Raw genomic sequence first — 23,459 nt, 5'->3', positions numbered from 1 at the left:
TATCTGGTTATTATGCCATTTCTTTACCGTGGCAGTTTTTGTATTTCTGACCGCTACCGCAAGGGCAAGGGTCGTTACGACCGACCTTTTTCTCCACGTGAACAGGTTCACGTTTGGGTTGCGGACGTTCGTGGGTTTCAGGCGCCGCACCGTACTCGTCTTTTTGTGTGTGGTACTGGCTGTAATCCTGTTTTGGTTCGTGTTTGGCTTCGTGTACCTGTTCCGGTTCGCGTACAGGAATTTGACCGCGCATCAACACGCTCACCACTTTACGGCTGAAGCTGTCCACCATTTCCTTAAACAGACCGAATGACTCCAGTTTGTAAATCAACAGCGGGTCTTTTTGCTCGTAGCTCGCATTCTGTACCGAGTTGCGGAGTTCGTCCATTTCACGCAAGTGCTCTTTCCACGATTCGTCGATGGTGTGGAGCAGAATGGTTTTCTGGAACGTTTTCACAATATCCTTACACTCGGTATCGTAAGCCGTTTTCAGATTGCAGGAGATGTTGTACATCAGTTTACCGTCAGTTACCGGAATCATGATGCTTTCATATACGCCACCCTGAGTCTCGAATACCTCTTTGATAACAGGTTGTGCCACATGAGCCATTGCATCCGATTTGCGCTTGAACGCTTCCAGTACTGCGTGGTAAAGCTGGTCGGTCAGTTTCGCTTTCTTTTCTGATTTGAACTGGTCTGCATCAAACGGTACTTCGATAGCAAATACACGGAATACCTCGTCTTTCAAACCGTGGTAGTCGTTGGCATCGGCAAACTCTTCGAAGATTAGTTTCGAAGAATCGTAAATCATATTGAGGATATCGAGAGAGATACGCTCACCCATCAATGCGTGACGACGTTTGGTATAAATCACTTCGCGTTGCGCGTTCATCACGTCATCGTATTCGAGCAGACGTTTACGGATACCGAAGTTGTTTTCTTCCACCTTCTTCTGAGCACGTTCGATAGATTTCGAAATCATGCTGTGCTCAATCATCTCGCCTTCGTCAAATTTCAGACGGTCCATGATAGCGGTGATACGCTCTGCACCAAACAGACGCATCAAATCATCTTCCAATGACACGAAGAATACAGATGACCCCGGGTCTCCCTGACGACCGGCACGACCACGCAACTGACGGTCAACGCGACGGGACTCGTGACGCTCCGTACCCAGGATAGCCAAACCACCGGCAGCTTTTACTTCCGGAGAAAGCTTGATGTCGGTACCACGACCCGCCATGTTGGTAGCGATGGTTACGGTTCCTGATTGACCTGCCATAGCTACGATTTCAGCCTCACGCTGGTGCAGTTTCGCATTCAGTACGTTGTGAGGGATTTTGCGCATGGTGAGCATTTTGCCCAACAACTCGGAGATTTCTACCGAAGTAGTACCCACCAATACCGGACGGCCCTGTTCTACCAGTTTTACAATCTCTTCGATAACGGCAGTGTACTTTTCGCGTTTGGTGCGATATACACGGTCGTTCATATCGTTACGGGCGATGGGACGGTTGGTTGGGATAGTTACTACATCCAGTTTATAGATGTCCCAGAACTCACCGGCTTCCGTTTCAGCAGTACCGGTCATACCGGCCAGCTTTTTGTACATACGGAAGTAGTTCTGAAGGGTAATGGTTGCAAAAGTCTGCGTTGCAGCTTCGATGGTTACACGCTCTTTAGCCTCGATAGCCTGGTGCAAACCGTCAGAGTAACGGCGGCCTTCCATGATTCGGCCGGTCTGCTCATCAACGATTTTTACCTTGTTGTCAATTACAACGTATTCGTCGTCTTTTTCAAACAGGGTATAGGCTTTAAGCAACTGGTTGATGGTGTGAACACGCTCCGATTTGATAGAGTAGTTTTGGAGCAACTCATCTTTCTGAATTTGCTTCTCATCTGCAGAAATTTCCGATTGCTCGATCTCGGCAATGTGCGCGCCGATGTCAGGCAAAACGAAGAACTGAGGGTCTTCAGAGTGACCGGTCAGGATATCGATACCTTTGTCGGTCAGCTCGATGCTGTTATTTTTTTCATCAATGACAAACAACAGCGGGTCAGTAATAATATGTAAGTTGCGGTTGTTGTCTTGGATATAGTTTTCCTCGGTCTTCAACATCTGCGCTTTTACGCCCGGCTCGCTGAGGAATTTAATCAACGGTTTGTTTTTAGGCAGACCTTTGAATGAACGGTAAAGCAAAACAGAACCTTCTTCACGCACTTTATCATCGTTTGAAGCCATCTTCTGACGGGCTTCTGCCAGCAGTTTGGTACAATAAGAACGTTGCTCATTTACCAGTTTTTCCACGCGTGGGCAGAATTGCTCAAACATCTGGTCTTCGCCTTTAGGTACCGGACCGGAGATAATCAATGGAGTACGGGCATCGTCAATCAATACCGAGTCCACCTCATCGACAATCGCGAAGTTGTGTTTGCGTTGCACGAGGTCTTCGGCGCTCATCGCCATGTTGTCACGCAGGTAGTCGAAACCGAATTCGTTGTTGGTACCGAATGTGATGTCAGCTTCGTATGCTTTGCGGCGTTCGTCAGAGTTAGGCTGATGTTTGTCGATACAGTCCACGCTCAATCCGTGGAACATATACAATGGCCCCATCCATTCCGAGTCTCGTTTCGACAGGTAATCATTTACGGTTACGATGTGCACACCGTTGCGGGTCAATGCGTTGAGGAAAACAGGTAGTGTTGCCACCAAAGTTTTACCTTCACCGGTTGCCATCTCTGCGATTTTACCTTTATGGAGAACGGTACCTCCGAACAACTGACAATCGTAGTGAATCATCTCCCAAAGGATTTGGCTACCACCGGCATTCCATTTGTTGAAATAAATCGCTTTATTGCCTTCGATTTTCACGAAGTCTTTTGTCGCAGCCAGTTCGCGGTCGAAATCTGTTGCTGTAACTTCCACGGTTTCATTTTGGGTGAAACGGCGGGCAGTGTCTTTTACGATAGAGAATACTTCCGGAAGAACCTCATCCAGTTTCTTTTCCTGAATTTCGTAAATCTGTTTTTCGATAGCGTCAATTTCAGTCCAGCCTTTTTCGCGGGTTTCAATATCTTGTTCTTCGATTTCTGCTTTTTTGTCTTCGATGGCTTTGCGTTCAGCGGCTACACAGTCCTGAAGCAACTGCATGATAGCTTGTGAACGGGCACGCAGGCCGTCGTTATCCAGTTTTTCGATTTCAGGATAAATAGCCTGAATCTTTTTCACGTAAGGGTCAATCTCTTTCAAGTCGCGTTGAGACTTGTTTCCGAAAAGACTCTTCAGAATATCATTAAATCCCATAATATATAATTGTCTATTAGTTTTATAAATGAAAATATTCGGCTTGAAACAAGCCGGTAAAAGCCGGACAAAAATAAGCTAAAATAATGATTTACGCTATTTTGCCTCTGTTTTTATCCGAAAAGGGAGGATAGATGGCCGGACAAATTAAAATAACTCCTTCAGAACGCCATCGGAGCAGGCGCTCGGGGCACGGATACGCAGATAATAGGAAACGGTAGGCGCTACCTCGGTCGCTTTGATAACGCGATTTATGCGGTTCCCTTTGATGTTGTTACCAAAGAAAAACAACGGAGTCTGAATAGCAGACTTACGCACTTTGGACGATTCGTCTTTTTGCTTTTCGTAAGCTTCTTTCCATCCCGGTTGAAGTTCCAGAATGAGGTCGCCGGAGATCTTGCGGTGGATTCCGTTACGGATTTGGAGAATATCGTCATTTGCCCGTCCGAGCAACAGGCTGAACGAGGTAATCACATCCTGCACGCCGCTCATTTGGATGAGGAACTCGGCAGCCTTGGTTTGCACCTGAGTCAGGTCAAGTTGCTTGTCGTCAATCAGTTTGCGGTTGAGGAAAATCTCTTTATTAAAATAGCCCGTTACCCAATCGCCCTGGCCGTATTGTGACATCAGGTACATATTGAGCAGAGCGGTTGCACGGTTGGGGTAGAATTCGCCATCAGGCAGATTCAATCGCTCGGGCGTATATTCGTTTTCTTCGCTATAGCCCGTAGAAGCTAAGAAAATCAGTGCGTTTTTCAGGCCGACTTTAGCATCGATGGTATTGAACAGCTTTTCCAACTGCTTGTCGAGCCGGAGGTAAGTGTCCTGTATTTCAAGCGAATTGTCGTTCTGCCCTTTGTTTTTAAAAGCACCCGCGTGGAAAGTAAGTGCAAGGAAGTCGGGGTAGGAGCGTTTGCCCAGGACCTCTTTTTCAAAGAAATTCAACACCAGACGGTTCACCTCTTCATTGACCAGGGCACTCGATTTGAATTGCACCAGGTTGTCCTTTGCCTTGCGGAAGTTGTATTTGAAGCTAAAGTCTTTGTGCTTATAGGGAAAATACTTGTAGGTCGAAACGTCATTGAGAGGTTCCCACACCATGGATTCTACACGGTCAGACAGCGGGTCTTTGCTGTTGTAGGCATCAAATGAGGAGGGGAGATTCTGATAATAGGTTGATGTTGCCCAATTGTGGCGCTGGTTGTCAATCCAGAAAGCACCGTCGGCTGCGTGGCCGCCACTGACAATGGCTTCATCCGAGTTCGGAGCGAAAGAATAAACCGAGCCGAATCCTTCGGTGGCACTCTTCAGTTCGTCGGTGAGCGTATTTACCAGTAAGTTTTTGGGTGAAAGCGTCTCATCGGTGTAGTTCCCCATGTAAGCCGGGTCGAGCAACGTGAGCACAGGCTTTTTCGTCTCGCGGTTGTAACGGTTTACCCCCACGATGCCATGATACCACGGATTGGCTCCGGTAAAGAGCGTAGCGGTGGCCGAAGCCTCGTCAGGATTGGGAAAGTCGTATTTCATGTCGCGGTAGTATGCTCCTTCGCGCATCAGTCGCTTGAAGCCGCCCTCACCGAACATGGTATAGAATTGCGTGAGATAATCCCCCCTGAGCTGGTCCACGACAATGCCGACCACCAGTTTCGGCTGCTCGGGAGAGAGCTGTGCCTGAATCTGATTGACCGTCAGTGCAACGACTATCGAGGTGATTAGTTTCTTCATTCTATTAGGATTGGCACATTGGTGATGTACCATTTAATCATTTACAATTTACAATATAGCCAGAATGCAGGCTTGTGTCTTTTTACTCAATTAAACCGCCCCTAAATCCCCTGAAGGGGACTTGCAGAGTGTGCCGGACTTTGATTTATTCCTTAATTATAGCCTTTTATATGCAGTAATATTCATATTGTACTGCTGCAAAAGTCCCCTTTAGGGGATTTAGGGGCAGAAATTAGCGTTTAATAAAAAGCAATGTCCGGAATAGTGACCGGAAAAACAAGGCAAACGTCATAAAGAGGAATGCCAGACTGAACGTTTGTGGCAAAAATTGTACCAACAGCAGGAAAACAGCCAAAATGGCAGCATTTGCAATATGATAGTAGCCTAATTGTCTCTTTAATGCCGGAATCAGACAGGCAACTGCAAAAATCAGATGCAACGGATGCAGCGTAAAGAGTACGAAGTTGGGATTCGTGGCCGGATGAATCGAAACGAAGGTCATGAAAAAGACGATACATCCCGTCAGACCGTAAATCAGGAACAATATCGCATCGAGCCAGTTGTAAAGTTTGTTTTTGCGGAAGCCCAGAAAGCTCAGGGCGAAGACGACCACCATCAGAAGTCCCGTGATGAAGTTTGGCGACATCAGGAACGGTTCGGTTTCTATCACCGGAGGTACACCCGGCAAGATTTCTCGGTCAGACGCGACCAGGTTACGTTGCACCCCGGCAGAGTCAATGATAATGGTGCGGTTGAATCCGTCCTCCAGATAAGCGGGAAGGAACATTTGCTCCTTGTATGAGGCTTTGCGGTCGAGGTCACTGCCCAGTATCAGGTCGATACCGAAGGTCATCCACTGCTTTTTACCGATGCAACCATGTATCAGTTGGCGGAATGTTTGGGTCGGGATGGAATCGCGATAAGCAAGTTTGCCGTTGATGTTTTTCTCCACAATCTCACGCGGACGGGTGGAGCAGTTGTCAAACAGAAAGTTGTATTTGTAGGCGCGGTTTTGCGGTTCGGCATTGGTCATCAATGCTTCGAAAACCTTTTGCTTCTCGCGTTGGGTCAGGTTCAGGATTTGCTCGCGGACGGAACGGCGCGTGATGTAGCTTTCGATGCAGACATCGCGGTAGTCCTGCACGGCGAGGATATATTCGGCATCGCCTTTGGTGAAGCGGTAGATGAAGTTCGGGCTGTTGAAGTCGAAAGTACCGTAGTTGAAAATCAGGTCCACGTGGTTCGGTTCATCCTTTACCCGAAGTGCCGTGTGCCCGTAAAGGCCGTACACCTCCGGGGTCTTGTCGTAGGTGAGCAGGCTGATGACGGTGCTGTCACTCAGCACGGGATATGCGTAAGCCGTGATGAAAGACAATAAGGTTATGATTGTGAGTGCAAACTTTTTCATTATTCTGATGGTTGAAAAGAATAGCGCAAAATCTCTGGTGTTTTGCGTTAAACTTTATCCGGTTTTTACCGTCGAAATTCGGTGCTGCAAAGATAGGGGAAATATTCGGGATGAAATCAGAAGATTATCATCCTGTCAGAAGCATTAATGACTCTTTATAGATTTGGGATATTCCTCTAAAGAATATTTACTTCAAATCTTTGTCATTCTTCCATTCGCCTGCGGCGGGCCTTACTTTTTGGCGCAAAAAGTAAGCAAAAACATAGCCCAAAAGAACAGCCGAATTTACAATTTAGTCATTTACAATTTACGATAGAGGTATCTGCGTATTCTTAAATTGTCAATTGTAGATTTTTCAATTGTAAATAATGAGTCTACTCGCTCAGACAGCTTTTGGGCAGTCTGGAATTTTTTGTTTGACACTTCGTGGTGGGTTTTTCAATTGAAGTTGGTTATATCTTAGACATAAGCTATGCATTGTCATCCCGTGCTCGACACGGGATCTCAAAATAGCAGACGGATGATGGATTAATTTTTTCTGATTGAGAGATCCCGCATCAAGTGCGGGATGACAGAAATAAACTTACTTCGGTTTCTTTATTAAGAGAAAGTTTTCACTTAATACACATTATACTATGACAAAAAGAACATTTTCCATTTCGTCACTTCTGCTGGCTTTCGTGATGACGATGGCGGCGCAGGACATCCAATTACCGAAACCCAAAACGACCGGCGGGATGCCATTGATGGAGGCGTTGAGTAAGCGCCAGTCCAATCGTGATTTCAGCGAAAAGGAGCTGGACAACCAGACCTTGTCGAACCTCCTCTGGGCGGCGTGGGGCTATAACCGTGCGGATAAACGCACCGCGCCATCGTCGCGCAACAAGCAGGAGCTGGAGCTTTATGTGGTGATGAAGAACGGTTCGTATCTTTATGATGCCCAAAACAACCTCCTGAAGCAGGTCTCGAATCAGGACAACCGCAAGGCTGCCGGTATGCAACCGTTTGTGTCGATTGCGCCGGTGAACATCATCTTTGTGGCTGATAAATCGAAAGGTTCCGACCTGGAAAGCTCGCATACGAACAGCGGATTTATCTCGCAGAATATCTATCTCTTCTGTGCTTCAGAGGGATTGATTACGGTGGTGCGGGGCATGTTTGATGCGAAGGCGCTCGCGCCCGCCCTTTCCCTGAATGAGAATCAGGTGCCGATACTGGCTCAGACGGTGGGGTATAAGAAGTAGGAACTAACACAGCGAAGGGAGTGGGACTGCCTTCGCTGTTTGTCTGTATTGCCAAAGATTTTGATTTGAAGATAGTTCCAGATTTTCTTAAAGTGATTCTATTGATACATTTGATAGAAACTTTTTTAGAGTCTTTGTCCCCATTCCTGGAAGTTGTTTTAATGAGTCTTCTGTTATTTCTCGGGTTGAAACTCGAAGCTTAATTATTTCTTTAGCAAGATTTTTTGATATCTCGCCAACAACTTCCAGTTCGTCTAAGGTTGCAGTATGTATATTCGGAATTGGCTTCATAAATAGTTTGTTGTCAAGATAGTTTAATAAATCAGCGCATAGTAAATAAATATGCATTATCGTTTTGAGAGCATCAAACCTATTTAAGTCAGAGTGTACTCCTTTATTTGTTATCTTATAGAGTTTTTGAAGGTATGATCCAATAAAATCAACATGACTTTTTGCAAGTTCTCTATCTGAATCACTTTCAATACATTTATCCATATAAGCCCAAATACGATTGATATAGTTATTTTGAGAAAGACTTCTTCCATTTATTTTTTCCTCCGTTGCAGGATATAAAGAGTCAGCGAGTTTTTCAAAAAAACGACGGCAACTGGTTAAAGCTTGAGCCCATTCTTCTTGTTTGTCAGAAGAAACAGATTTGAAAGCTAACATCAACATTTCTGCAATTTCAGGATTAATATCAAGTAATTTATCTTCGACTTGAGTCTTCAAGATTTGAAAAACACTTTCCGGTAAACCCTCGAATGCATATTTTTTATGATAGAATGCGGCTTTTTTATATGCCTCAGTTTTTACAATTGAGATTGTTGTTGTAAGATTTGATTTATAATAGATAGAGTCATTGTTACGTCTTGATTTGACTAAATCATTATACCTCTCTTCTATAAAACCAATATTTTCTAAACCACCACCAGCTTTTGTGGATCTTGCTTCTAATTCTTCAATTGAAATAGTTTTACCTAGATGAATACCGAGTTCTTTAAGTTTAGCTTGTGAGTCAAGAAATAGTTTTCTCGCTATTTCATCTGCTTTTTCATCTAAACGAATACTTGTTAATAGATCTTTTAGAGGTTTGGTGTATTTATCATTACCTAATTCAATTTCTGTCCAAATTAAAAGATCTTCTTCGTTTAGAAGATGTCCTATTCTATTCAATTTTTGAACTGCATTAAAAAGTGTATTCTTTGGATTTTCTAGATCAATGAATACATTTTCTAATAATTTGATTCCTTGTTCTTTTTTAGATTTCATAATGATAAGACGTTGAGTTTTGATTTTTCCTTTTTTACCGCTCTTTAGCGCAAGTTTAGCGAAGCGTAACTTGTGCTGGAAATCTAAACAGCTTGTAGCTGTTTAAGAATTCGGAGAATTCTATTTTTTACATGCGACAGCTACAAGCTGTCTTTATTTTGGGCACGGGTTACGCTATCGCTAAACCCGCGCCAGGGTGCGAGTGCCAGTTTAGCGGATCGGACCGCCAATTTATCGGTCAAGAGCGTCAATCTATCGCTCCGGAGCGACAAACTGACGCTCGGAAGCGATAACTTATCGGTCGGAAGCGTCAAGTTGACGGTCGAGAGCGACAAATTATCGGTCAAGAGCGATAAACTGACGGTCGGGAGCGCTAATCTGTCGGTTCGGACCGACAATCTATCGGTCGGGACCGACAAAAAGACGCTCCGAAGCGTCAATCTGTCGCTCCGGAGCGTTAATTTGTCGCTTCCGACCGTCTAGTTAGCGCTCACTTTCTTTGGCGCCTTCTTGAAGAAGACCGCCATCTCGTCCGCGACCACGTTGAGGCCGGGTACTTTATCGCGGTTTTGCTTCACTGCCGAATAAACTTCGAGTGCTCCCACCATCGCATCGCTCGTGGCCGCGAAGAAGGTATTTTGAAGACTTTCGGCCAGTTCGTTGATCTGGTTAAGGATAGGGCGAATCGATTTGATTAGTTCGCAATCACGGGCAAACTCATTCTTGTCGAAGACCCCGGGGAGGATTTCCGGATGATCGAGGGCTGCCTGATATGCCTTTTCGATAAAAGGCAGAAAGGTGTTGCCCACTTTGATCAGCGAAAGGATGTCCTGTCCCTGTAGAGTGATCAGAAAATCGAGCTTTGATTTAGCAGAAGCCAGATCTTGTTTTACTAGCTCGGCGGTTTCTGCCGAAAGCGTTGCTGAAACGAGGTTTTGTGCCATAGTTCTAAAAGTTTTTGAGGTTATACAATTGGAAAGTTTCATTGCGTTGCTGTTATGGCAGGCAGCGCGGCAATGGTGTGAAAAGTTTTAGCGTGAGAAAATTGATAGTCGATTGAATAACTACAACCAACCGGTCATTTGCAAATGTATAAGAATAAATTTAACAATGCGGTTGTTTGCGACTCTTTTTTTTGCAAAAAATATATGAGGTGTTTTGGCTTTGTCTGGAATTAAGTATAAAACAAAGAAGTTTTGGTTGTTGGTAAATGATGGAAAAGAGAGAAGGATAAAGATATTCAAACGAAGAGACCGTCCAAAAACTTTCACATCATGATACCAATATAAGGGGAGTCCGCATTTAACAACCCAAAACATCCGGCATAACTTATCTAAAAACAAGCCGGTTGAAGCCACTTTCCAGCGACAATTTCGCTTTTCGATTGTTTATTGACTACGTGTTTAACTTACATATTATAGCAAATGAATTTGATAGAAGCCCTGAAGTGGCGCTATGCCACCAAGCGAATGAACGGACAGCCTGTTGAGGCTGAAAAAGTAGAGACCATCCTGGAGTCCATCCGCCTTACCCCGACCTCATTGGGGTTACAGCCCTTTAAAGTGGTCGTCGTGTCGGACAAGACATTAAGAGAAAAGATTCATGAAAAGGCCTGCCAGCAGCCACAGATTGTGGAAGGGTCGCATGTATTGGTTTTTGCCGTCCGCACGGATGTGAAACAGGAAGAGGTGGACGAATATATTCACCGTGTAGCTACCGAACGGGATATTCCGGTGGAAAATCTGGCCGGTTATAAGTCAATGATTTCCAATGTTCAGGAATTGCCCCGTGAGCGTTACCTGCAATGGACGGCGCGTCAGGCATACATCGCTCTGGGAATCAGCATCACTGCCGCAGCATTCGAAAAGGTGGATGCAACGCCAATAGAGGGGTTTGTACCTGAGTTGCTGGATGAGATTCTGGGATTAGGCGAAATGGGATTGCACAGCGTGGTTTTGCTGGCGTTGGGTAATCGCGATGAGGCAAAAGACCATCTGGCCAAAGCGAAAAAGGTGCGCAAATCGGCCAAAGCAATGTTTATCTTTCGATAGGAAAATATAAAGTAGGAGAGAGGTGAAGGTTGTTGGTTAAACCTGACAGGTTATAGAATCCTGTCAGGTTTAATTTTGTTGTATCTTAATCCCGGTATCTGCGGGTGATTTCGCCAAATTCATCAATGCGGCGGTCGCGGAAGAAAGGCCACATGCGACGAACCGCTTCGGTGCGCGACTTGTCAATATCTACAATGAGAATCTCCTCATCGCTGTTGCCTGCCTGCGCGATAAATTCGCCTTGCGGGCCTGCCACGAAGCTATTTCCCCAAAACTGAATACCGTTGGTCACTCCCGAAGGGTCTGCTTCGTGACCGATGCGGTTACATGAGATGACCGGAAGGCCGTTTGCCACAGCGTGTCCTCGTTGCGAAATAATCCATGCATTGAGCTGGCGTTGTTTCTCCTCTTCCGGGTCTGTCGATTCCCAACCAATGGCAGTTGGATAAATCAGCATCTCTGCACCTGCCAGTGCCATCAGGCGGGCTGCTTCCGGATACCATTGGTCCCAACAAACCAGTACACCCAGTTTACCCACCGAAGTTTCAATCGGGTTGAATCCCAAATCACCCGGCGTAAAGTAGAATTTCTCGTAATAGGCAGGGTCATCGGGGATGTGCATCTTGCGGTATTTTCCGGCAATGCTTCCGTCTTTTTCGATAACCACAGCAGTATTGTGGTAAAGACCCGGAGCGCGTTTTTCGAACAGGGAAAGCACTAGTACGATGCCCAGTTCGGCAGCCAGTTTGCCAAATTCGGTCGTAGATGGGCCGGGGATAGTTTCCGCCTGGTCAAATACGTCCGGATTCTCCGTCTGACAGAAGTACAGTCCGTTGTGCAATTCCTGCAGCACCACCAGTTCGCAGCCCTGCTGAGCGCAAGTGGTAATATTTTTCTTCAGCTTTTCAATATTCGCACGGATATCGGCTGTATTGGATTGTTGGATAAGTCCGACTTTCATTTTATCTGAAATAATGAGTTTATGAATGGGTGATTTCCGAAGGCGATTTTACAAAACAAATCCCGCCGGGTATTGCATCGTCACGCAATGCAATGAACCGTGCTGTTTGATGAGCGACAGGCAATTGATTCCGATAATCTCTCGGTCTGGAAATGCTTTTTGCAGTTGACTGATGGCGATTGCATCTTTCGGGGAATCGTAGGTAGGCAACAGTACCGCTCCGTTTATAATCAGGAAATTCGCATACGTGGCCGGAATGCGTTCCTCTTCACAATAGACCGCATCAGCCATGGGTAAGGCGATTAACTCGTAGGGCTGTCCATTGGTTTGACGAAGTTGTAGCAGCTCCTCTTCCATCTTTTTGAGGGCAGAATAATGCTCATCGGTGGTGTCGTCGCATTTGACATAAGCAATCACCGACTCACTGCACAAGCGAGCCAAGGTATCCACGTGACTGTCGGTATCGTCTCCGGCCAGATAACCGTGGTCGAGCCAGTGGATGGTATGCAGACCGAGATTCTCTTTCAGGTATTGCTCCATCTCCTCGCGGGACATGTTGTTGCGGTTTTCCGACAACAAACATTCGGAAGTGGTCAGCAGCACGCCTTTTCCATCCGACTCCAGGCTTCCCCCTTCCAATACGAAGCGCAACCGGTTTTCATATTTTACTTCCGGTGCAAAGACATTCGTTGCATAAAGTTTCTTCGTAATCTGGTTGTCGTGATTAGCGGCAAACTTCATTCCCCAACCGTTGAAAGTAAAATCAAGTATAGTTGGCTTTCCATCCATCAAAACGGAAATGGCTCCGTGGTCACGCGCCCAGGTATCGTTGGTCTCCATTTGACGGAAGATGATATTGTCCAGGGAGATTTCGCCCAACTGCAGTTTCACCTCATTGATGTCGTGACAAACGATAATCAGTTTCTGGCGACGAGTTACTTCGCGGGCAATATTCACAAAGCAGGGAATCACTTCGTCGAGCATATCGCACCAGTCTGTGTTCTCGTGCGGCCACGTCAGTTGAACGGCGCTTTGCGGCGCCCATTCGGCTGGAAATATGATTTGGGGAGATGTCATGTTCTTTATATGATGTCAATAAGTTATCGGAATGCAAAAGTACGAAAAAAGCACGATTTGGCTATAAAGCAGAAAGAGAGTGTTATTGGTCTGTATTGAACGCGAAGATGATAAAACGCAAAGGGATTTAGCGCACTTCAAAACCTGTTTTCAGTAAGTTGTAAATAGAATTATCGGAAACAAAAAAAGGAAGCCTTTCGACTTCCTTTTTGCGGTATGGACGGGACTCGAACCCGCGACCCCCTGCGTGACAGGCAGGTATTCTAACCAGCTGAACTACCACACCGTGGAGCAATTGTGTTTCTCAATTGCGTTGCAAAGATAGAACCAATATTTTAACTATGCAAATTATGTCCTATCAAAGTTGAAATATAATTGTATTGTAAACTTCAAAATCAAGAGTTATTGAAAACAAAAAAGGAAGCCTTTCGACTTCCTTTTTGCGGTATGGACGGGACTCGAACCCGTCTCGCCACAGGCGAGATGACAGGCCGGTCTTCTAACCATCTGAATTTTGTTTATACTTAGATATGAGTTCGCGCAAATAAATGGAGTTGTAACGTTTTATCTGTTTTTCACGAATCAAAGCTTCGCGTTTGGATGGTAATTCCTCTAAATATACCAATTGCCAAGGCATTTTTCGACTAGTATAGCGACTTTCACCATTATTGTGTTGTTCCAGTCGCTTAGCAATATCTTCTGTAAATCCTTTATAATAGCTTTGATCTACAGTTGATTGTAATATATAGACAAAATATGGCATAATAAAAAAAGCAGCTTAATAATTTAAGCTGCTTTTAGCGGTATGGACGGGACTCGAACCCGCGACCCCCTGCGTGACAGGCAGGTATTCTAACCAGCTGAACTACCACACCGTGGAGCAATCGTTTTTCTCAATCGCGTTGCAAAGATAGAGCCAATATTTTAACTATGCAAATCTGATTTGAAAAAATAGTAGCTGATTTAAGTTATTATGATAGCGATCTTTATTAACTGTCTGAGGAATAGGAGTATTTGTTTTGAGAATAATTTAATGCCGAATCTCAGTTTTTTTAGGGAGAAATGTTTAATGGGTGAATCGGAAAATAAAGTAACTTTATTTTGCTCTGAAAAGGCGGTAGAAAAATAGCTTAAGGATTACTCATTATTTCCGTTCTTCGGTGGTAATTCGAGGGGAATTCAGCAGCTATTCATGGGGAATTAAGGTTATTCATGCAATAGAATACCAGGCATAACCCCAATAAACCGGAGATAAACCCCATCCTTATAGATAGGTTTTATCTGGGTTTCTTCAGGGAAATATAAGGATGTTATCAGGGTTTTATCCTTTCTTTTCCCTTTAATGACTATTGAATGAGCAATGATGTAATAATGAATAAGAATAGAGAAATGCACTAAAAGCTACATGAGAAATCAACGCTCAGCGATTTCTGAAGAGTGATTCAATATTTATAATCCGGACTATATTCTCATCAAATGTAAATAGGAAATTTCCGACCACAAAAGCCTGGTTATTAGCCGGGAGCTCTGCAATGCTCCGACCATTATTATCTATCACTAAAGTAGTGCGATTTTGTGCGATAAGGCGGTAGTCTTTAGTGTCAAAATATTGAGTGTAGAATTCAGTTTCCGGAAATGAATTTAGAATGTTAAAAGTACTGTCCAGTTCAATCACTCTACCTTGGTTGGTGACTACGAAATAATGCGAGATTTCAGTGTCGATAAGGTTATTCCATATTGAATCAGCAAGTTGTTTGCATAATGTAGGAGGCACAAATCTTAATGCAACTTCATTCTTGTTTAAGGAAAATGTGTGTTCGGATAATCTTTTTCCGGATTTCATATCGTAGGAAAATATTTTGCGGGAGTCCAGTAGGGTAATCTCATCGTTGTGAAAAACATGATCAATAACCATTTCACTTTTTTCCATCGTGCTAAAATATACCTGTTTCCCCGACTCTTTGTCATAACCAGCCAAAAACGCCAGTCCGAGATCCGTTCGATTCCCTTCCTCAAATGCATATCCGCGGTTAAGGAGAAATAACTGCTTGTCATTTACAAAAAGGGTTGATTTGGTCGTCTGTCTTTTAGGTAGATTCATTTGCCAAAGATTATTACCCATTTCATCGACCGCCACTAATTTCTCTTTACCGGCCAGATAAAAGACATTCTTGTCATAGCAAACGTTGGAAACTATATCGGTATATTGAGTAGGGGGGACAGTCGTATATCCGTCTCCCGTGGCTGCTGAAAGCAGTACATTGATAGTTGTGAGTAATATTGACGCAGTATAATCTTTTTTACTGGTTTTCATATCTATATCCCATCCTCCTCCAGTATGTGTATCTATGGAATGTAATCCGTCCGATGCCAGCATCAATGTGGAGTCATTGTAAAGAAATAAGTCGTTGATACCATTTCTGTCCGATACTTTTCTAGTCCATTTCTTTTTCCCATCATCGAGACCAATTGCTCCAATTTTATCAGAGATACGGGCTAAAGCGATATGTTGTGCCGGAAAAACATCGTAGATATACTTGTTTGATTTCCATACTTGATTTCCGGAAAAGAGATTATAGGCTATAGCAATACCTGGTGACGATACGATTACAGAGTTGTCGGTAGTAAATATCCTGTCCTCTGTTGGATTGGTCTTTTTTTTCCAGAGAATATTATTACGGGTAAGATCATATACAACCAATTGTCCGGTAGGGTTACCGGCAATAGATGAATTGGAGGACGTAGTTTCTACAATCAGTAAATTGGAATCAGCTAATACAGTCAGCCGTTTTATTTTGAGGGCAAATGAAATTTCTCTGGCACTAAAATAAGAACCATCAATGTATTTCTTACCACAAAGAGTTTCTGTGCTGATAAACGATTGCGTAAAAGCTGATAGGCAAATTATCCAGACAGATAAAATAGTGTATAAACGTTGCATTTTCTTATTCCTCTTTTATAAGGTCAATAGTAATCAATGTTTAAAAGACGGTAGCTAATAAGAAGATGCTGCATGACATTTCAGTGTAATGGCTATATAATGGCAAAAAAAACCCGAAAATCAATAGTGATTTCCGGGTTACTATACTGATGTAACAGTTATGTCTTTTGAGTTGCCAGCACCATTTTCACCTTGAGAGAGGTTCCGATTTGCATTACGTCCACCAAATCCTGGATATTGAGTTTGGGAGAACAGCGAAGTACAACGGTAGGAGATTCAATGCCTGCGAGTTTGGTTTGTAGAGCGCTCTCCAGTTGGTCGAAAGGTACTTCCTTCTGGTCGATATAATATTTTTTTTCTTCCGAAACGGTGAGTGTCACCTGTTGTTTGTTCATCTTTTGAGCAGATTTTGCTTTAGGAAGCAATATCTTGATGACGTTAGGATTGCTCAACGTGGAAATAATCAGGAAGAACAGCAAAAGGAAGAACATAATGTCATTGAGTGACGATGTACTTACCTCCGGCTGGAAATGTTTATTGCGTCTGAGTTTCATTGCTGAATGGATTTAATGAAATGTAGTTCCTCTTCCTGCAGTTTGTGCATGAATTTGTCAATCTGCATTTGCAGGTAGTGATAGCAGGCATAGGCTACAACCCCAACTAGCAAACCGGTTCCACTGGATACCATCTTTTTATACAAACCGTCAGAAATCACACCAATACTAATATTATCACTCATCGAGATATTATAGAAAATGGTGATTACCCCGGCAATTGTACCAATGAATCCAAGCATAGGAGCCACCCCGGCAATGATTCCGAGATATGCAGTATGTTTTTCCATCTTAGAAATCTCGACGTTAGCTGAGGTTTCCATGATAGCTTCAATCTCACGAACCGGCTTTCCTACAAACTGAACGCCACTTTCAAATATTTTACCCATCGAATTGTTGTTGCGACAAACATGCAACGCCTCATCTATCTTCCCTTTTTCCAATTCGCGAAGGATTCGGTTGGTAAAATCACGTTCTACTTTTGAGTTTTTGGAAATGAAAAGAAGCTTTTGAACGAATATGTATATGGTGAGAAATGACAACAAAATAATTGGGATAATAATCACCCCGCCTTTCACTAATAATTCTAATAATGAAATGCCTCCGGCTGTCGGTTGTGTTACCGTTAAATCTGCAAGAATAACCATAAACGAATTGATTTACTGATTAATGTTATTATGTTTCAGGGAAAAAGATTTCTCTTTTTAAGTCGGGCAAAATTAAGCCGAATTAATCACAAATACAAGTTATTTAAGCTAAACCCCTGCCCGTCTAAATTAAAAAAGGAGAAGCCTTTGTGACTTCTCCTTTATAATACGGAAAATGCAATTATTTATTGCTGAATAAAGATTTCGCAATCCCCATTTCCAGACCTCGCAGCTCAGCCAGGCCACGAAGACGTCCGATACAGGAATAGCCCGGATTGGTCTTCTTTTTCAGGTCGTCAATCATCTGGTGGCCGTGGTCTGGACGCATCGGAATAGATACGCCACGACGTTGCTGTAGCTCAAGGAAAGCCTTCATCACACCGAACATATCCACATCGCCTTCGAGGTGATTGTCTTCGTAGAAGTTTCCTTCCTCGTCACGTTTGGTACTGCGGAAGTGCACGAAGTTAATGCGGTCACCAAACTCGGTCATCATCGCTGCCAGTTCGTTGTCGCTGCGAACACCGAACGAACCGGTACAGAGGCAAAGTCCGTTTGACTCGTTAGGAACTGCGGCAATCAGGTCACGCACATCCTGAGCTGTACTCAATATACGTGGCAACCCCAAAATAGTATAAGGTGGGTCATCGGGGTGAATGACCAGCTTAATTCCCGTTTCATCAGCAACCGGAGCTATTTCACGCAGGAAATAAATGAGATTATCTCTCAATTTAGCCGCATCAATTCCATCGTAACGATCGAGCGCTTGCTGGAATTGCTGTACTGTAAAGCTCTCTTCCGAGCCAGGCAAACCTGCAATCATATTGCGGGTCAACAACTCTTTATCGGCATCCGTCATTTCGGCAAAACGGGCTTTTGCCTTTTCAATCTCAGCCTCGGTGTAATCTTTTTCTGCATTCGGGCGTTTCAGAATGAAGAGGTCAAAAGCCACAAAAGCAGCACGTTCGAATCGAAGCGCTTTCGAACCGTCCGGCATGGTGTAAGCCAGGTCGGTGCGGGTCCAGTCAAGCACTGGCATAAAGTTGTAAGTAACGATATAGATACCGCATTTTGCCAGATTGCGAAGACTCTCTTTGTAATTTTCTATATATTTCTGAAAATCTCCGGTCTGCGTTTTGATGTGTTCGTGAACGGGAACACTTTCTACTACAGACCAGATAAGACCTGCTTCTGCAATCAGGTCTTTGCGCTTCTGAATTTCCTCAACGGTCCAGACTTCACCATTGGGAATATGGTGTAAAGCGTTTACCACATCGGTTGCGCCTGCCTGACGGATATCCCACAGGCTTACAGGGTCATTCGGACCGTACCAGCGCCAGGATTGTTTACAAAGTATCATAATGATTTATTTTATATTGAAAATGCATCAAATCCGCCATCCACAACAAGCAGTGTGCCGGTCACAAATTTGGAGGCATCACTTGCCAGATATTGCATGGTTCCCAACAACTCTTCAGGTTTTCCGAACCGTCCAAACGGGGTATGTACAATAATTGTTTTGGCGCGTTCTGTGTATGAACCGTCAGGATTGGTCAACAGAGTACGGTTTTGTTCGGTCAGGAAGAAGCCCGGTGCAACAGCATTTACACGAAGACCAGCACCAAATTTGGAAGCTAACTCTCCGGCTAAATATTGGGTGAAATTTACTACTGCTGCTTTAGCTGTTCCGTAACCGCACACACGGGTCAATGGGCGAATGGCAGACTCGGAAGCGATATTGATAATTACCCCTTCTTTCTGTTGGGACATCGCTAATGAAAATACCATGGTCGGAAGAATAGTTCCATAAAGGTTAAGGTCTACCACTTTCTCAAAAGCCCCCAGATCCAAATCAAAAATCGTTTTATCGGGAGGGATGGTTGCCCCCTGCATATTGCCACCTGCTCCATTAATCAGCACATCGATGCGTCCGAAACGATTCAGAATTTCATCGTAACATTCTTCCAAACGATTTCTGTCAAGTACATCTGCCTGAAGGAAAAGGGATTCAAAACCACTCTCTTTAACTTCAGATTCCAGCTTATGACCTGCTTCGGGATTACGGCCAAAGAATACCACCTTTGCCCCTTGTTCAGCAAAATGGTGAACCATACAGGAGCCCAGCACCCCGGTGCCACCGGTGATGAGGACTACTTTATCTTTTACGCTGAATAGATTTTTCATTATATCTTACGTTTAATTGAATTCTTATTTAATTGCTTCGAAGACGAGAGTTTGTCCGGGAAGCGTAGCAACATCATAGAGATATGTTTTCTTTAAGTTCACCGGATTGAGTTTCGCTTTTTCAGAGATCAATGGCTTTTTGATGGTTTGCACCGCAAAGATTGGATTCGGATTTTCACCTTTGGCAGCTTTCAATCCTTTTCCTTTAATCGGTGTGAGCACTCTCAGTCGGAGATTTCCTCCTGCTTTTGAAAGCACAGTAAGCTTTTTCAATGCACCATTTTCCCAGAAATAGGAAAGCTCGAATCCGCCACGGGCAATGATTCCTTTGATTTCTCCATTTTTCCAAACAGATGGCAACGCGGGTAGGATAAATACAAATCCGTCATGGCTCTGCATCAGCATTTCGGTGATACCTGCAGTGCAACCGAAATTCCCATCAATCTGAAAAGGCGGGTGGGCATCAAACAGATTGGCGTAGGTCCCGCCTTTTTTCTTCTGATCAGCGGTAACTAAATCGAGCTGGTTTTGCAATAACTTATAGGCATGATCGCCATCGAGCAGGCGCGACCAGTAACAGATTTTCCACGCCATAGACCATCCGGTGGAAGGATCCCCACGATGAATCAGTGAGGTGCGGGCAGCATCGAACAACTCAGGAGAACGATACGGTGAAATCTGATTGCCCGGGAAAAGTCCCCATAGGTGGGAAACGTGACGGTGAATATCGTGCGGATCATCCCAGTCGTTCATCCACTCCTGAAGCTGACCAAATCGGCCGATCTGCATCGGAGCCATTTTAGATAAAGCAGTTTGTAGTGTATCGCCAAATGCTTTGTCGACTTTGAGAATAGCTTCCGCTTCTTTCAGATTGGTAAACAGGTCAAATATCAGCTGGTTATCCATCGTGCAACCGGCGGTGATATTGGAATTGTGACCTGCCGGAACATTCTCCGGTGAAGTAGCCGGAGTCAGCACCAACCAATGGTGTTTGGGTTCTTCCACCATTACATCGAGGAAAAATTGCGCTGCACCTTTCATGATTGGATAGGCAGCTTGCAAAAACTTCCGGTCACCGGTGTAGCGGTAACGTTCCCACAGGTGATTGGAGAGCCAAGCGCCACCGGTTGACCACATGCCCGATGTGGCACGATCCACGGCTCCGGTAATGCGCCAGATGTCGGTATTGTGATGAAGCACCCAACCGCGTGCCCCGTACATAATTTTAGCAGTCTCTTTGCCGGATTCGGCTACTTCACGCACCATTTGGAAGAATGGATCCTGTAGTTCAGAGAGGTTGGTGACCTCAGCCGGCCAGTAGTTCATTTCGGCATTGATGTTGGTGGTGTATTTGCTGTCCCATGCCGGTAAGAGCTGATTACACCATTTTCCCTGAAGGTTGGCTGGCTGGCACCCGGGTTGGGAAGAACTGATAAGCAGATAGCGGCCAAACTGAAAATAGAGCGCAGCCAATTGCGGGTCATTCACTTTGGCAAAATCACGAATGCGCTCGTCAATGGGTTTGCTGACAGCATCGGTTTCTCCGAGATTCAGGGAAACGCGATTGAATTGTTTTTGATAAAATGCGATGTGCTCGCTTTTTACTTTATCGTAATCACGACCAAATGCTTTATTCATATACGCCAGGCATTTCGCCTGCTCGTCTTCGGTCAGCTCTTTGTAGTTTTTGAAATTGGTGGCAATAGAGATGTAGAGGGTCAGTGTATTGGCTTTCTCCACCGAGATAATGTTGTTTTTGGCCAAAAGTGAACCTCCGTCATTAAGTGCCTTGATGCGGGTCTGGTATTTTACCTTACCGGAGTTTTTCTCATGTGCATCGGTTTTGCCGGTCATGATGATGGAATTATCACTCATTGACCAGTCGTATTTTTCCTGAGCAGGGTCGAGCATGATGTTGCAACTGATGCTGCCCGGACGGTCGGCTGTAAACCTCACAATCATCACTTGGTCGGTAAACGACACAAAGGATTCGCGATGATAACGGACACCGTTGACCGTATAGCTGACCGAAGCAACGGCTTTGCTAATATCGAGGTCGCGGATGTAATCGGTATAGTTGAGATGACCAGGGAAGTTGATGTACAAATCACCCACTGACTGGTAGGGCATACCGCTGTTGGTTTTCGCCATCACTTTATCGTTGGCCATATCTTCAGCCTCTTTGTATTTCCCTTCGAAAATCAGTTTGCTGATTTCCGGAATGGCTTTCAGGGCATCGGGGTTGGCGTTATTGTTGGGACCGCCTGCCCAGACGGACTCTTCGTTAAGTTGGAGGTGTTCGATGGCCGGAACTCCGTATATCATTGCAGCCAGACGACCATTACCAAGCGGAAGTGCTTCATTCCAGTTTTCGGCCGGACGGTTGTACCAGAGACGCAAGTCGGCGGCTTGCAGACCGAGGGTTAAGATGAGTGAGGATAATATGAGGATGTGTTTTTTCATATGTCATTATTTATTTTTGTTTTGGCCACATATGGAACTCGCATATAATGCCATGCTCTTTGGTGAACATTTGTTCATGCTCGTTTCATAGAAATGAAGTTTATTAAGCAAAAACATGTGTCACAAAACTCTCTTAGCTCCCCTCCAAGGAGGGGAATCAGGTACTCCGAATAATGTCTTTTAACGGCTAACCCGCCAAGAATTGGAGTATTGATATCATCTACATTCCCAATAATTTCTTCAGATTATCGATTCCTTTGATAGCATTTTTCGGGAGTTTTTCTCCCTTTTCACCAAATACATACATAGCAGGATAAGGCTCCAGCTTCACTTTCGATTCGTCAATTTTACCATTGGCATCTTTGATCCTATTGATATCGAGGCCAAAATGCTTCGCAACGAATTCGTACATCGGGAAACGTTTGGTAGCGCCGTAGTCGTGACCATCTTTGGGCAAATGCACATTTTCGACATTATCGGCTTTTCCATAAAAGCCATAAGTACGCTTCAGGTAAGGGAAGTCAATTGTCGGCACATCGGCCGACCAGTCGCTACCGTCGGAAATGACCAACTGAGGCTTGGGTGCCGCAAAGGCAGTCAGCTCGTCGTTGTTGGTACCGCCACCGCAGAAGTGGATGGGCAGGCCGCTTTCACAGGGACAACCGCCGTAGAAGTAGCTTGATAGCGAGACGACCGGCACACTCAGTTTCACGCGTTCGTCAAGTGCATTCATCAACTCGGTCAGGCTGCCGCCACCGGAACCGCCGGTCACCCCGATGCGGTTTTTATCTATTTCCTTTAATGAAGACAAATAATCGAGCAGCCGAATGCTGTTGAGCGTCTGCATAGTCATTGCTACCGTGGTGCGGTGATCCTTGCCATCGAACTGAAGCAGGGACTCGCCCCAGGCAAAAAGGTCGTAACTGATGGCCACGATACCGAGGCGGGCCAGCATGGCGCATTGGTACTGCTGGTCGGTACGGTAACGCCCGTCACCCCAGTGACCGTTCGGACAGAGCATGCCGGGGATTTTGCCTTTCGCAACAGCCGGACGATAGATGGAGCCACACACATAAACTCCCGTAAGGACTTCCAACCCAATGTTTTGAACAGTATATCCGTCAAACTTGCGCAACGGGGTCAGTATTGGTTTAGAGTTTGGTATTGCAGGTAGCGGCGAGAGGTGCAACGCCTCAAACAGGCAGGGTTTGAGTTCGGCTTTGCGCTTTTCCCAAGATGCTACGTCATGATACTTCGCAGCCAGCGAGTCGAGTTTTTGTTTGCCATCTTCGACTGTCCAGCGGTGAGGTTCGTAATCTTTTACCTTATATTTTCCATTCGACTTTGCCCACGACAGTTCCAGCGGCATGAGGATGTTGGTCAACGTTTTCTCCATCGAAGCGCGGAAACGCCACGGAGCCTTGGTCACCCAACGGTCAGCCACCATCTTTTCATCGAATTTAATGGTTACGTTGAAACGGACTTCTACCTCTTTCAGCACCTCTTTGAGGGGCTTCGTATATGGGTCTTTACCCTGTGCTTTGACGACAGTCAGGGTAAACAATATTAGGGCAAATATCAGAATGTGTTTTTTCATAATCAGTTTAAACGCTATAGCGCTGTTTTCTTTG

The 23,459-nt window shown here is 44.8% G+C and carries 17 protein-coding genes and 2 tRNA genes; 2 read left to right on the top strand and 17 right to left on the bottom strand.

Annotation, left to right across the window (positions count from 1 at the left end):
• Positions 1-10 precede the first annotated feature (10 nt).
• The 3 genes from secA to MLE17_RS05830 all read right to left on the bottom strand — a co-directional run bounded on the left by secA (position 11) and on the right by MLE17_RS05830 (position 6,437).
• On the bottom strand, positions 11-3,304 hold the full coding sequence (secA, locus tag MLE17_RS05840) for a preprotein translocase subunit SecA (protein WP_243347819.1): 3,294 nt from the start codon (positions 3,302-3,304) through the stop codon (positions 11-13).
• Between the two features lie 147 nt (positions 3,305-3,451).
• Positions 3,452-5,029, bottom strand: coding sequence for an alkaline phosphatase family protein (locus MLE17_RS05835; RefSeq protein WP_243347818.1), 1,578 nt, complete (start codon positions 5,027-5,029; stop codon positions 3,452-3,454).
• 232 nt (positions 5,030-5,261) lie between these two features.
• Positions 5,262-6,437 (bottom strand): DUF4105 domain-containing protein, encoded by a 1,176-nt coding sequence (locus tag MLE17_RS05830; protein WP_243347817.1) that lies wholly within the window; start codon positions 6,435-6,437, stop codon positions 5,262-5,264.
• A gap of 635 nt (positions 6,438-7,072) precedes the next feature.
• Between MLE17_RS05830 and MLE17_RS05825 the strand changes: the two genes are divergently transcribed.
• Positions 7,073-7,681, top strand: a complete 609-nt coding sequence (locus tag MLE17_RS05825; RefSeq protein WP_243347816.1) for a SagB/ThcOx family dehydrogenase — start codon at positions 7,073-7,075, stop codon at positions 7,679-7,681.
• Between the two features lie 87 nt (positions 7,682-7,768).
• Here the strand turns inward: MLE17_RS05825 and MLE17_RS05820 are convergent, their stop codons facing one another.
• Together MLE17_RS05820 and MLE17_RS05815 are read right to left on the bottom strand one after the other, a co-directional pair.
• Positions 7,769-8,950, bottom strand: a complete 1,182-nt coding sequence (locus MLE17_RS05820) for a hypothetical protein (RefSeq protein ID WP_243347815.1) — start codon at positions 8,948-8,950, stop codon at positions 7,769-7,771.
• Positions 8,951-9,429: 479 nt separating this feature from the next.
• Positions 9,430-9,936 (bottom strand): hypothetical protein, encoded by a 507-nt coding sequence (locus MLE17_RS05815; RefSeq protein ID WP_243347814.1) that lies wholly within the window; start codon positions 9,934-9,936, stop codon positions 9,430-9,432.
• 438 nt (positions 9,937-10,374) lie between these two features.
• On the opposite strand from MLE17_RS05815, the gene MLE17_RS05810 reads away from it, so the two are divergent.
• Positions 10,375-11,001, top strand: coding sequence for an NAD(P)H-dependent oxidoreductase (locus MLE17_RS05810; RefSeq protein WP_243347813.1), 627 nt, complete (start codon positions 10,375-10,377; stop codon positions 10,999-11,001).
• A gap of 85 nt (positions 11,002-11,086) precedes the next feature.
• Here the strand turns inward: MLE17_RS05810 and MLE17_RS05805 are convergent, their stop codons facing one another.
• From MLE17_RS05805 to MLE17_RS05750, 12 genes are all read right to left on the bottom strand, one after another.
• The gene (locus MLE17_RS05805; protein ID WP_243347812.1) at positions 11,087-11,962 is read right to left on the bottom strand and encodes a carbon-nitrogen hydrolase; all 876 of its coding nucleotides are present in this window, start codon (positions 11,960-11,962) and stop codon (positions 11,087-11,089) included.
• A 48-nt stretch (positions 11,963-12,010) separates the two neighbouring features.
• On the bottom strand, positions 12,011-13,039 hold the full coding sequence (locus tag MLE17_RS05800; protein ID WP_243347811.1) for an agmatine deiminase family protein: 1,029 nt from the start codon (positions 13,037-13,039) through the stop codon (positions 12,011-12,013).
• Between the two features lie 212 nt (positions 13,040-13,251).
• A tRNA-Asp gene (locus MLE17_RS05795) sits at positions 13,252-13,325 on the bottom strand.
• A gap of 213 nt (positions 13,326-13,538) precedes the next feature.
• Complete coding sequence (locus tag MLE17_RS05790) at positions 13,539-13,802, bottom strand: GIY-YIG nuclease family protein (protein WP_243347810.1); 264 nt, start codon at positions 13,800-13,802, stop codon at positions 13,539-13,541.
• A gap of 38 nt (positions 13,803-13,840) precedes the next feature.
• Positions 13,841-13,914 (bottom strand) — tRNA-Asp (locus MLE17_RS05785).
• Positions 13,915-14,459: 545 nt separating this feature from the next.
• Positions 14,460-15,980: a PQQ-binding-like beta-propeller repeat protein gene (locus MLE17_RS05780; protein ID WP_243347809.1), complete on the bottom strand. Its 1,521-nt coding sequence runs from the start codon at positions 15,978-15,980 to the stop codon at positions 14,460-14,462.
• Between the two features lie 158 nt (positions 15,981-16,138).
• Positions 16,139-16,534, bottom strand: a complete 396-nt coding sequence (locus MLE17_RS05775; RefSeq protein ID WP_243347808.1) for an ExbD/TolR family protein — start codon at positions 16,532-16,534, stop codon at positions 16,139-16,141.
• Positions 16,531-17,181 carry a MotA/TolQ/ExbB proton channel family protein gene (locus tag MLE17_RS05770; protein WP_243347807.1) on the bottom strand — a complete coding sequence of 217 codons (651 nt, stop codon included), beginning with the start codon at positions 17,179-17,181 and terminating at the stop codon, positions 16,531-16,533. Before MLE17_RS05770 ends, MLE17_RS05775 begins: the two co-directional genes overlap by 4 nt.
• A 181-nt stretch (positions 17,182-17,362) precedes the next feature.
• Positions 17,363-18,541, bottom strand: coding sequence for a mannonate dehydratase (gene uxuA, locus MLE17_RS05765; RefSeq protein ID WP_243347806.1), 1,179 nt, complete (start codon positions 18,539-18,541; stop codon positions 17,363-17,365).
• Between the two features lie 11 nt (positions 18,542-18,552).
• On the bottom strand, positions 18,553-19,365 hold the full coding sequence (locus MLE17_RS05760) for an SDR family oxidoreductase (RefSeq protein ID WP_243347805.1): 813 nt from the start codon (positions 19,363-19,365) through the stop codon (positions 18,553-18,555).
• A 24-nt stretch (positions 19,366-19,389) separates the two neighbouring features.
• Positions 19,390-21,828, bottom strand: a complete 2,439-nt coding sequence (locus tag MLE17_RS05755) for a glycosyl hydrolase family 95 catalytic domain-containing protein (RefSeq protein WP_243347804.1) — start codon at positions 21,826-21,828, stop codon at positions 19,390-19,392.
• Between the two features lie 220 nt (positions 21,829-22,048).
• A complete protein-coding gene (locus MLE17_RS05750; RefSeq protein ID WP_243347803.1) occupies positions 22,049-23,425 on the bottom strand; it encodes a DUF4974 domain-containing protein in 1,377 nt (458 codons plus the stop codon).
• Between the last annotated feature and the right edge of the window lie 34 nt (positions 23,426-23,459).

The sequence above is a fragment of the Parabacteroides sp. FAFU027 genome, assembly GCF_022808675.1.
Lineage (GTDB): Bacteria > Bacteroidota > Bacteroidia > Bacteroidales > UBA7332 > CAXXIC01.
This window is presented reverse-complemented; position numbering and strand designations above follow the sequence as displayed.

What these genes read in the sequence shown, in the direction of transcription:
- secA (WP_243347819.1), bottom strand. Translation starts at nt 3,304, where the DNA reads ATGGGATTTAATGATATTCTGAAGAGTCTTTTCGGAAACAAGTCTCAA.
- MLE17_RS05835 (WP_243347818.1), bottom strand. Translation starts at nt 5,029, where the DNA reads ATGAAGAAACTAATCACCTCGATAGTCGTTGCACTGACGGTCAATCAG.
- MLE17_RS05830 (WP_243347817.1), bottom strand. Translation starts at nt 6,437, where the DNA reads ATGAAAAAGTTTGCACTCACAATCATAACCTTATTGTCTTTCATCACG.
- MLE17_RS05825 (WP_243347816.1), top strand. Translation starts at nt 7,073, where the DNA reads ATGACAAAAAGAACATTTTCCATTTCGTCACTTCTGCTGGCTTTCGTG.
- MLE17_RS05820 (WP_243347815.1), bottom strand. Translation starts at nt 8,950, where the DNA reads ATGAAATCTAAAAAAGAACAAGGAATCAAATTATTAGAAAATGTATTC.
- MLE17_RS05815 (WP_243347814.1), bottom strand. Translation starts at nt 9,936, where the DNA reads ATGAAACTTTCCAATTGTATAACCTCAAAAACTTTTAGAACTATGGCA.
- MLE17_RS05810 (WP_243347813.1), top strand. Translation starts at nt 10,375, where the DNA reads ATGAATTTGATAGAAGCCCTGAAGTGGCGCTATGCCACCAAGCGAATG.
- MLE17_RS05805 (WP_243347812.1), bottom strand. Translation starts at nt 11,962, where the DNA reads ATGAAAGTCGGACTTATCCAACAATCCAATACAGCCGATATCCGTGCG.
- MLE17_RS05800 (WP_243347811.1), bottom strand. Translation starts at nt 13,039, where the DNA reads ATGACATCTCCCCAAATCATATTTCCAGCCGAATGGGCGCCGCAAAGC.
- MLE17_RS05790 (WP_243347810.1), bottom strand. Translation starts at nt 13,802, where the DNA reads ATGCCATATTTTGTCTATATATTACAATCAACTGTAGATCAAAGCTAT.
- MLE17_RS05780 (WP_243347809.1), bottom strand. Translation starts at nt 15,980, where the DNA reads ATGCAACGTTTATACACTATTTTATCTGTCTGGATAATTTGCCTATCA.
- MLE17_RS05775 (WP_243347808.1), bottom strand. Translation starts at nt 16,534, where the DNA reads ATGAAACTCAGACGCAATAAACATTTCCAGCCGGAGGTAAGTACATCG.
- MLE17_RS05770 (WP_243347807.1), bottom strand. Translation starts at nt 17,181, where the DNA reads ATGGTTATTCTTGCAGATTTAACGGTAACACAACCGACAGCCGGAGGC.
- uxuA (WP_243347806.1), bottom strand. Translation starts at nt 18,541, where the DNA reads ATGATACTTTGTAAACAATCCTGGCGCTGGTACGGTCCGAATGACCCT.
- MLE17_RS05760 (WP_243347805.1), bottom strand. Translation starts at nt 19,365, where the DNA reads ATGAAAAATCTATTCAGCGTAAAAGATAAAGTAGTCCTCATCACCGGT.
- MLE17_RS05755 (WP_243347804.1), bottom strand. Translation starts at nt 21,828, where the DNA reads ATGAAAAAACACATCCTCATATTATCCTCACTCATCTTAACCCTCGGT.
- MLE17_RS05750 (WP_243347803.1), bottom strand. Translation starts at nt 23,425, where the DNA reads ATGAAAAAACACATTCTGATATTTGCCCTAATATTGTTTACCCTGACT.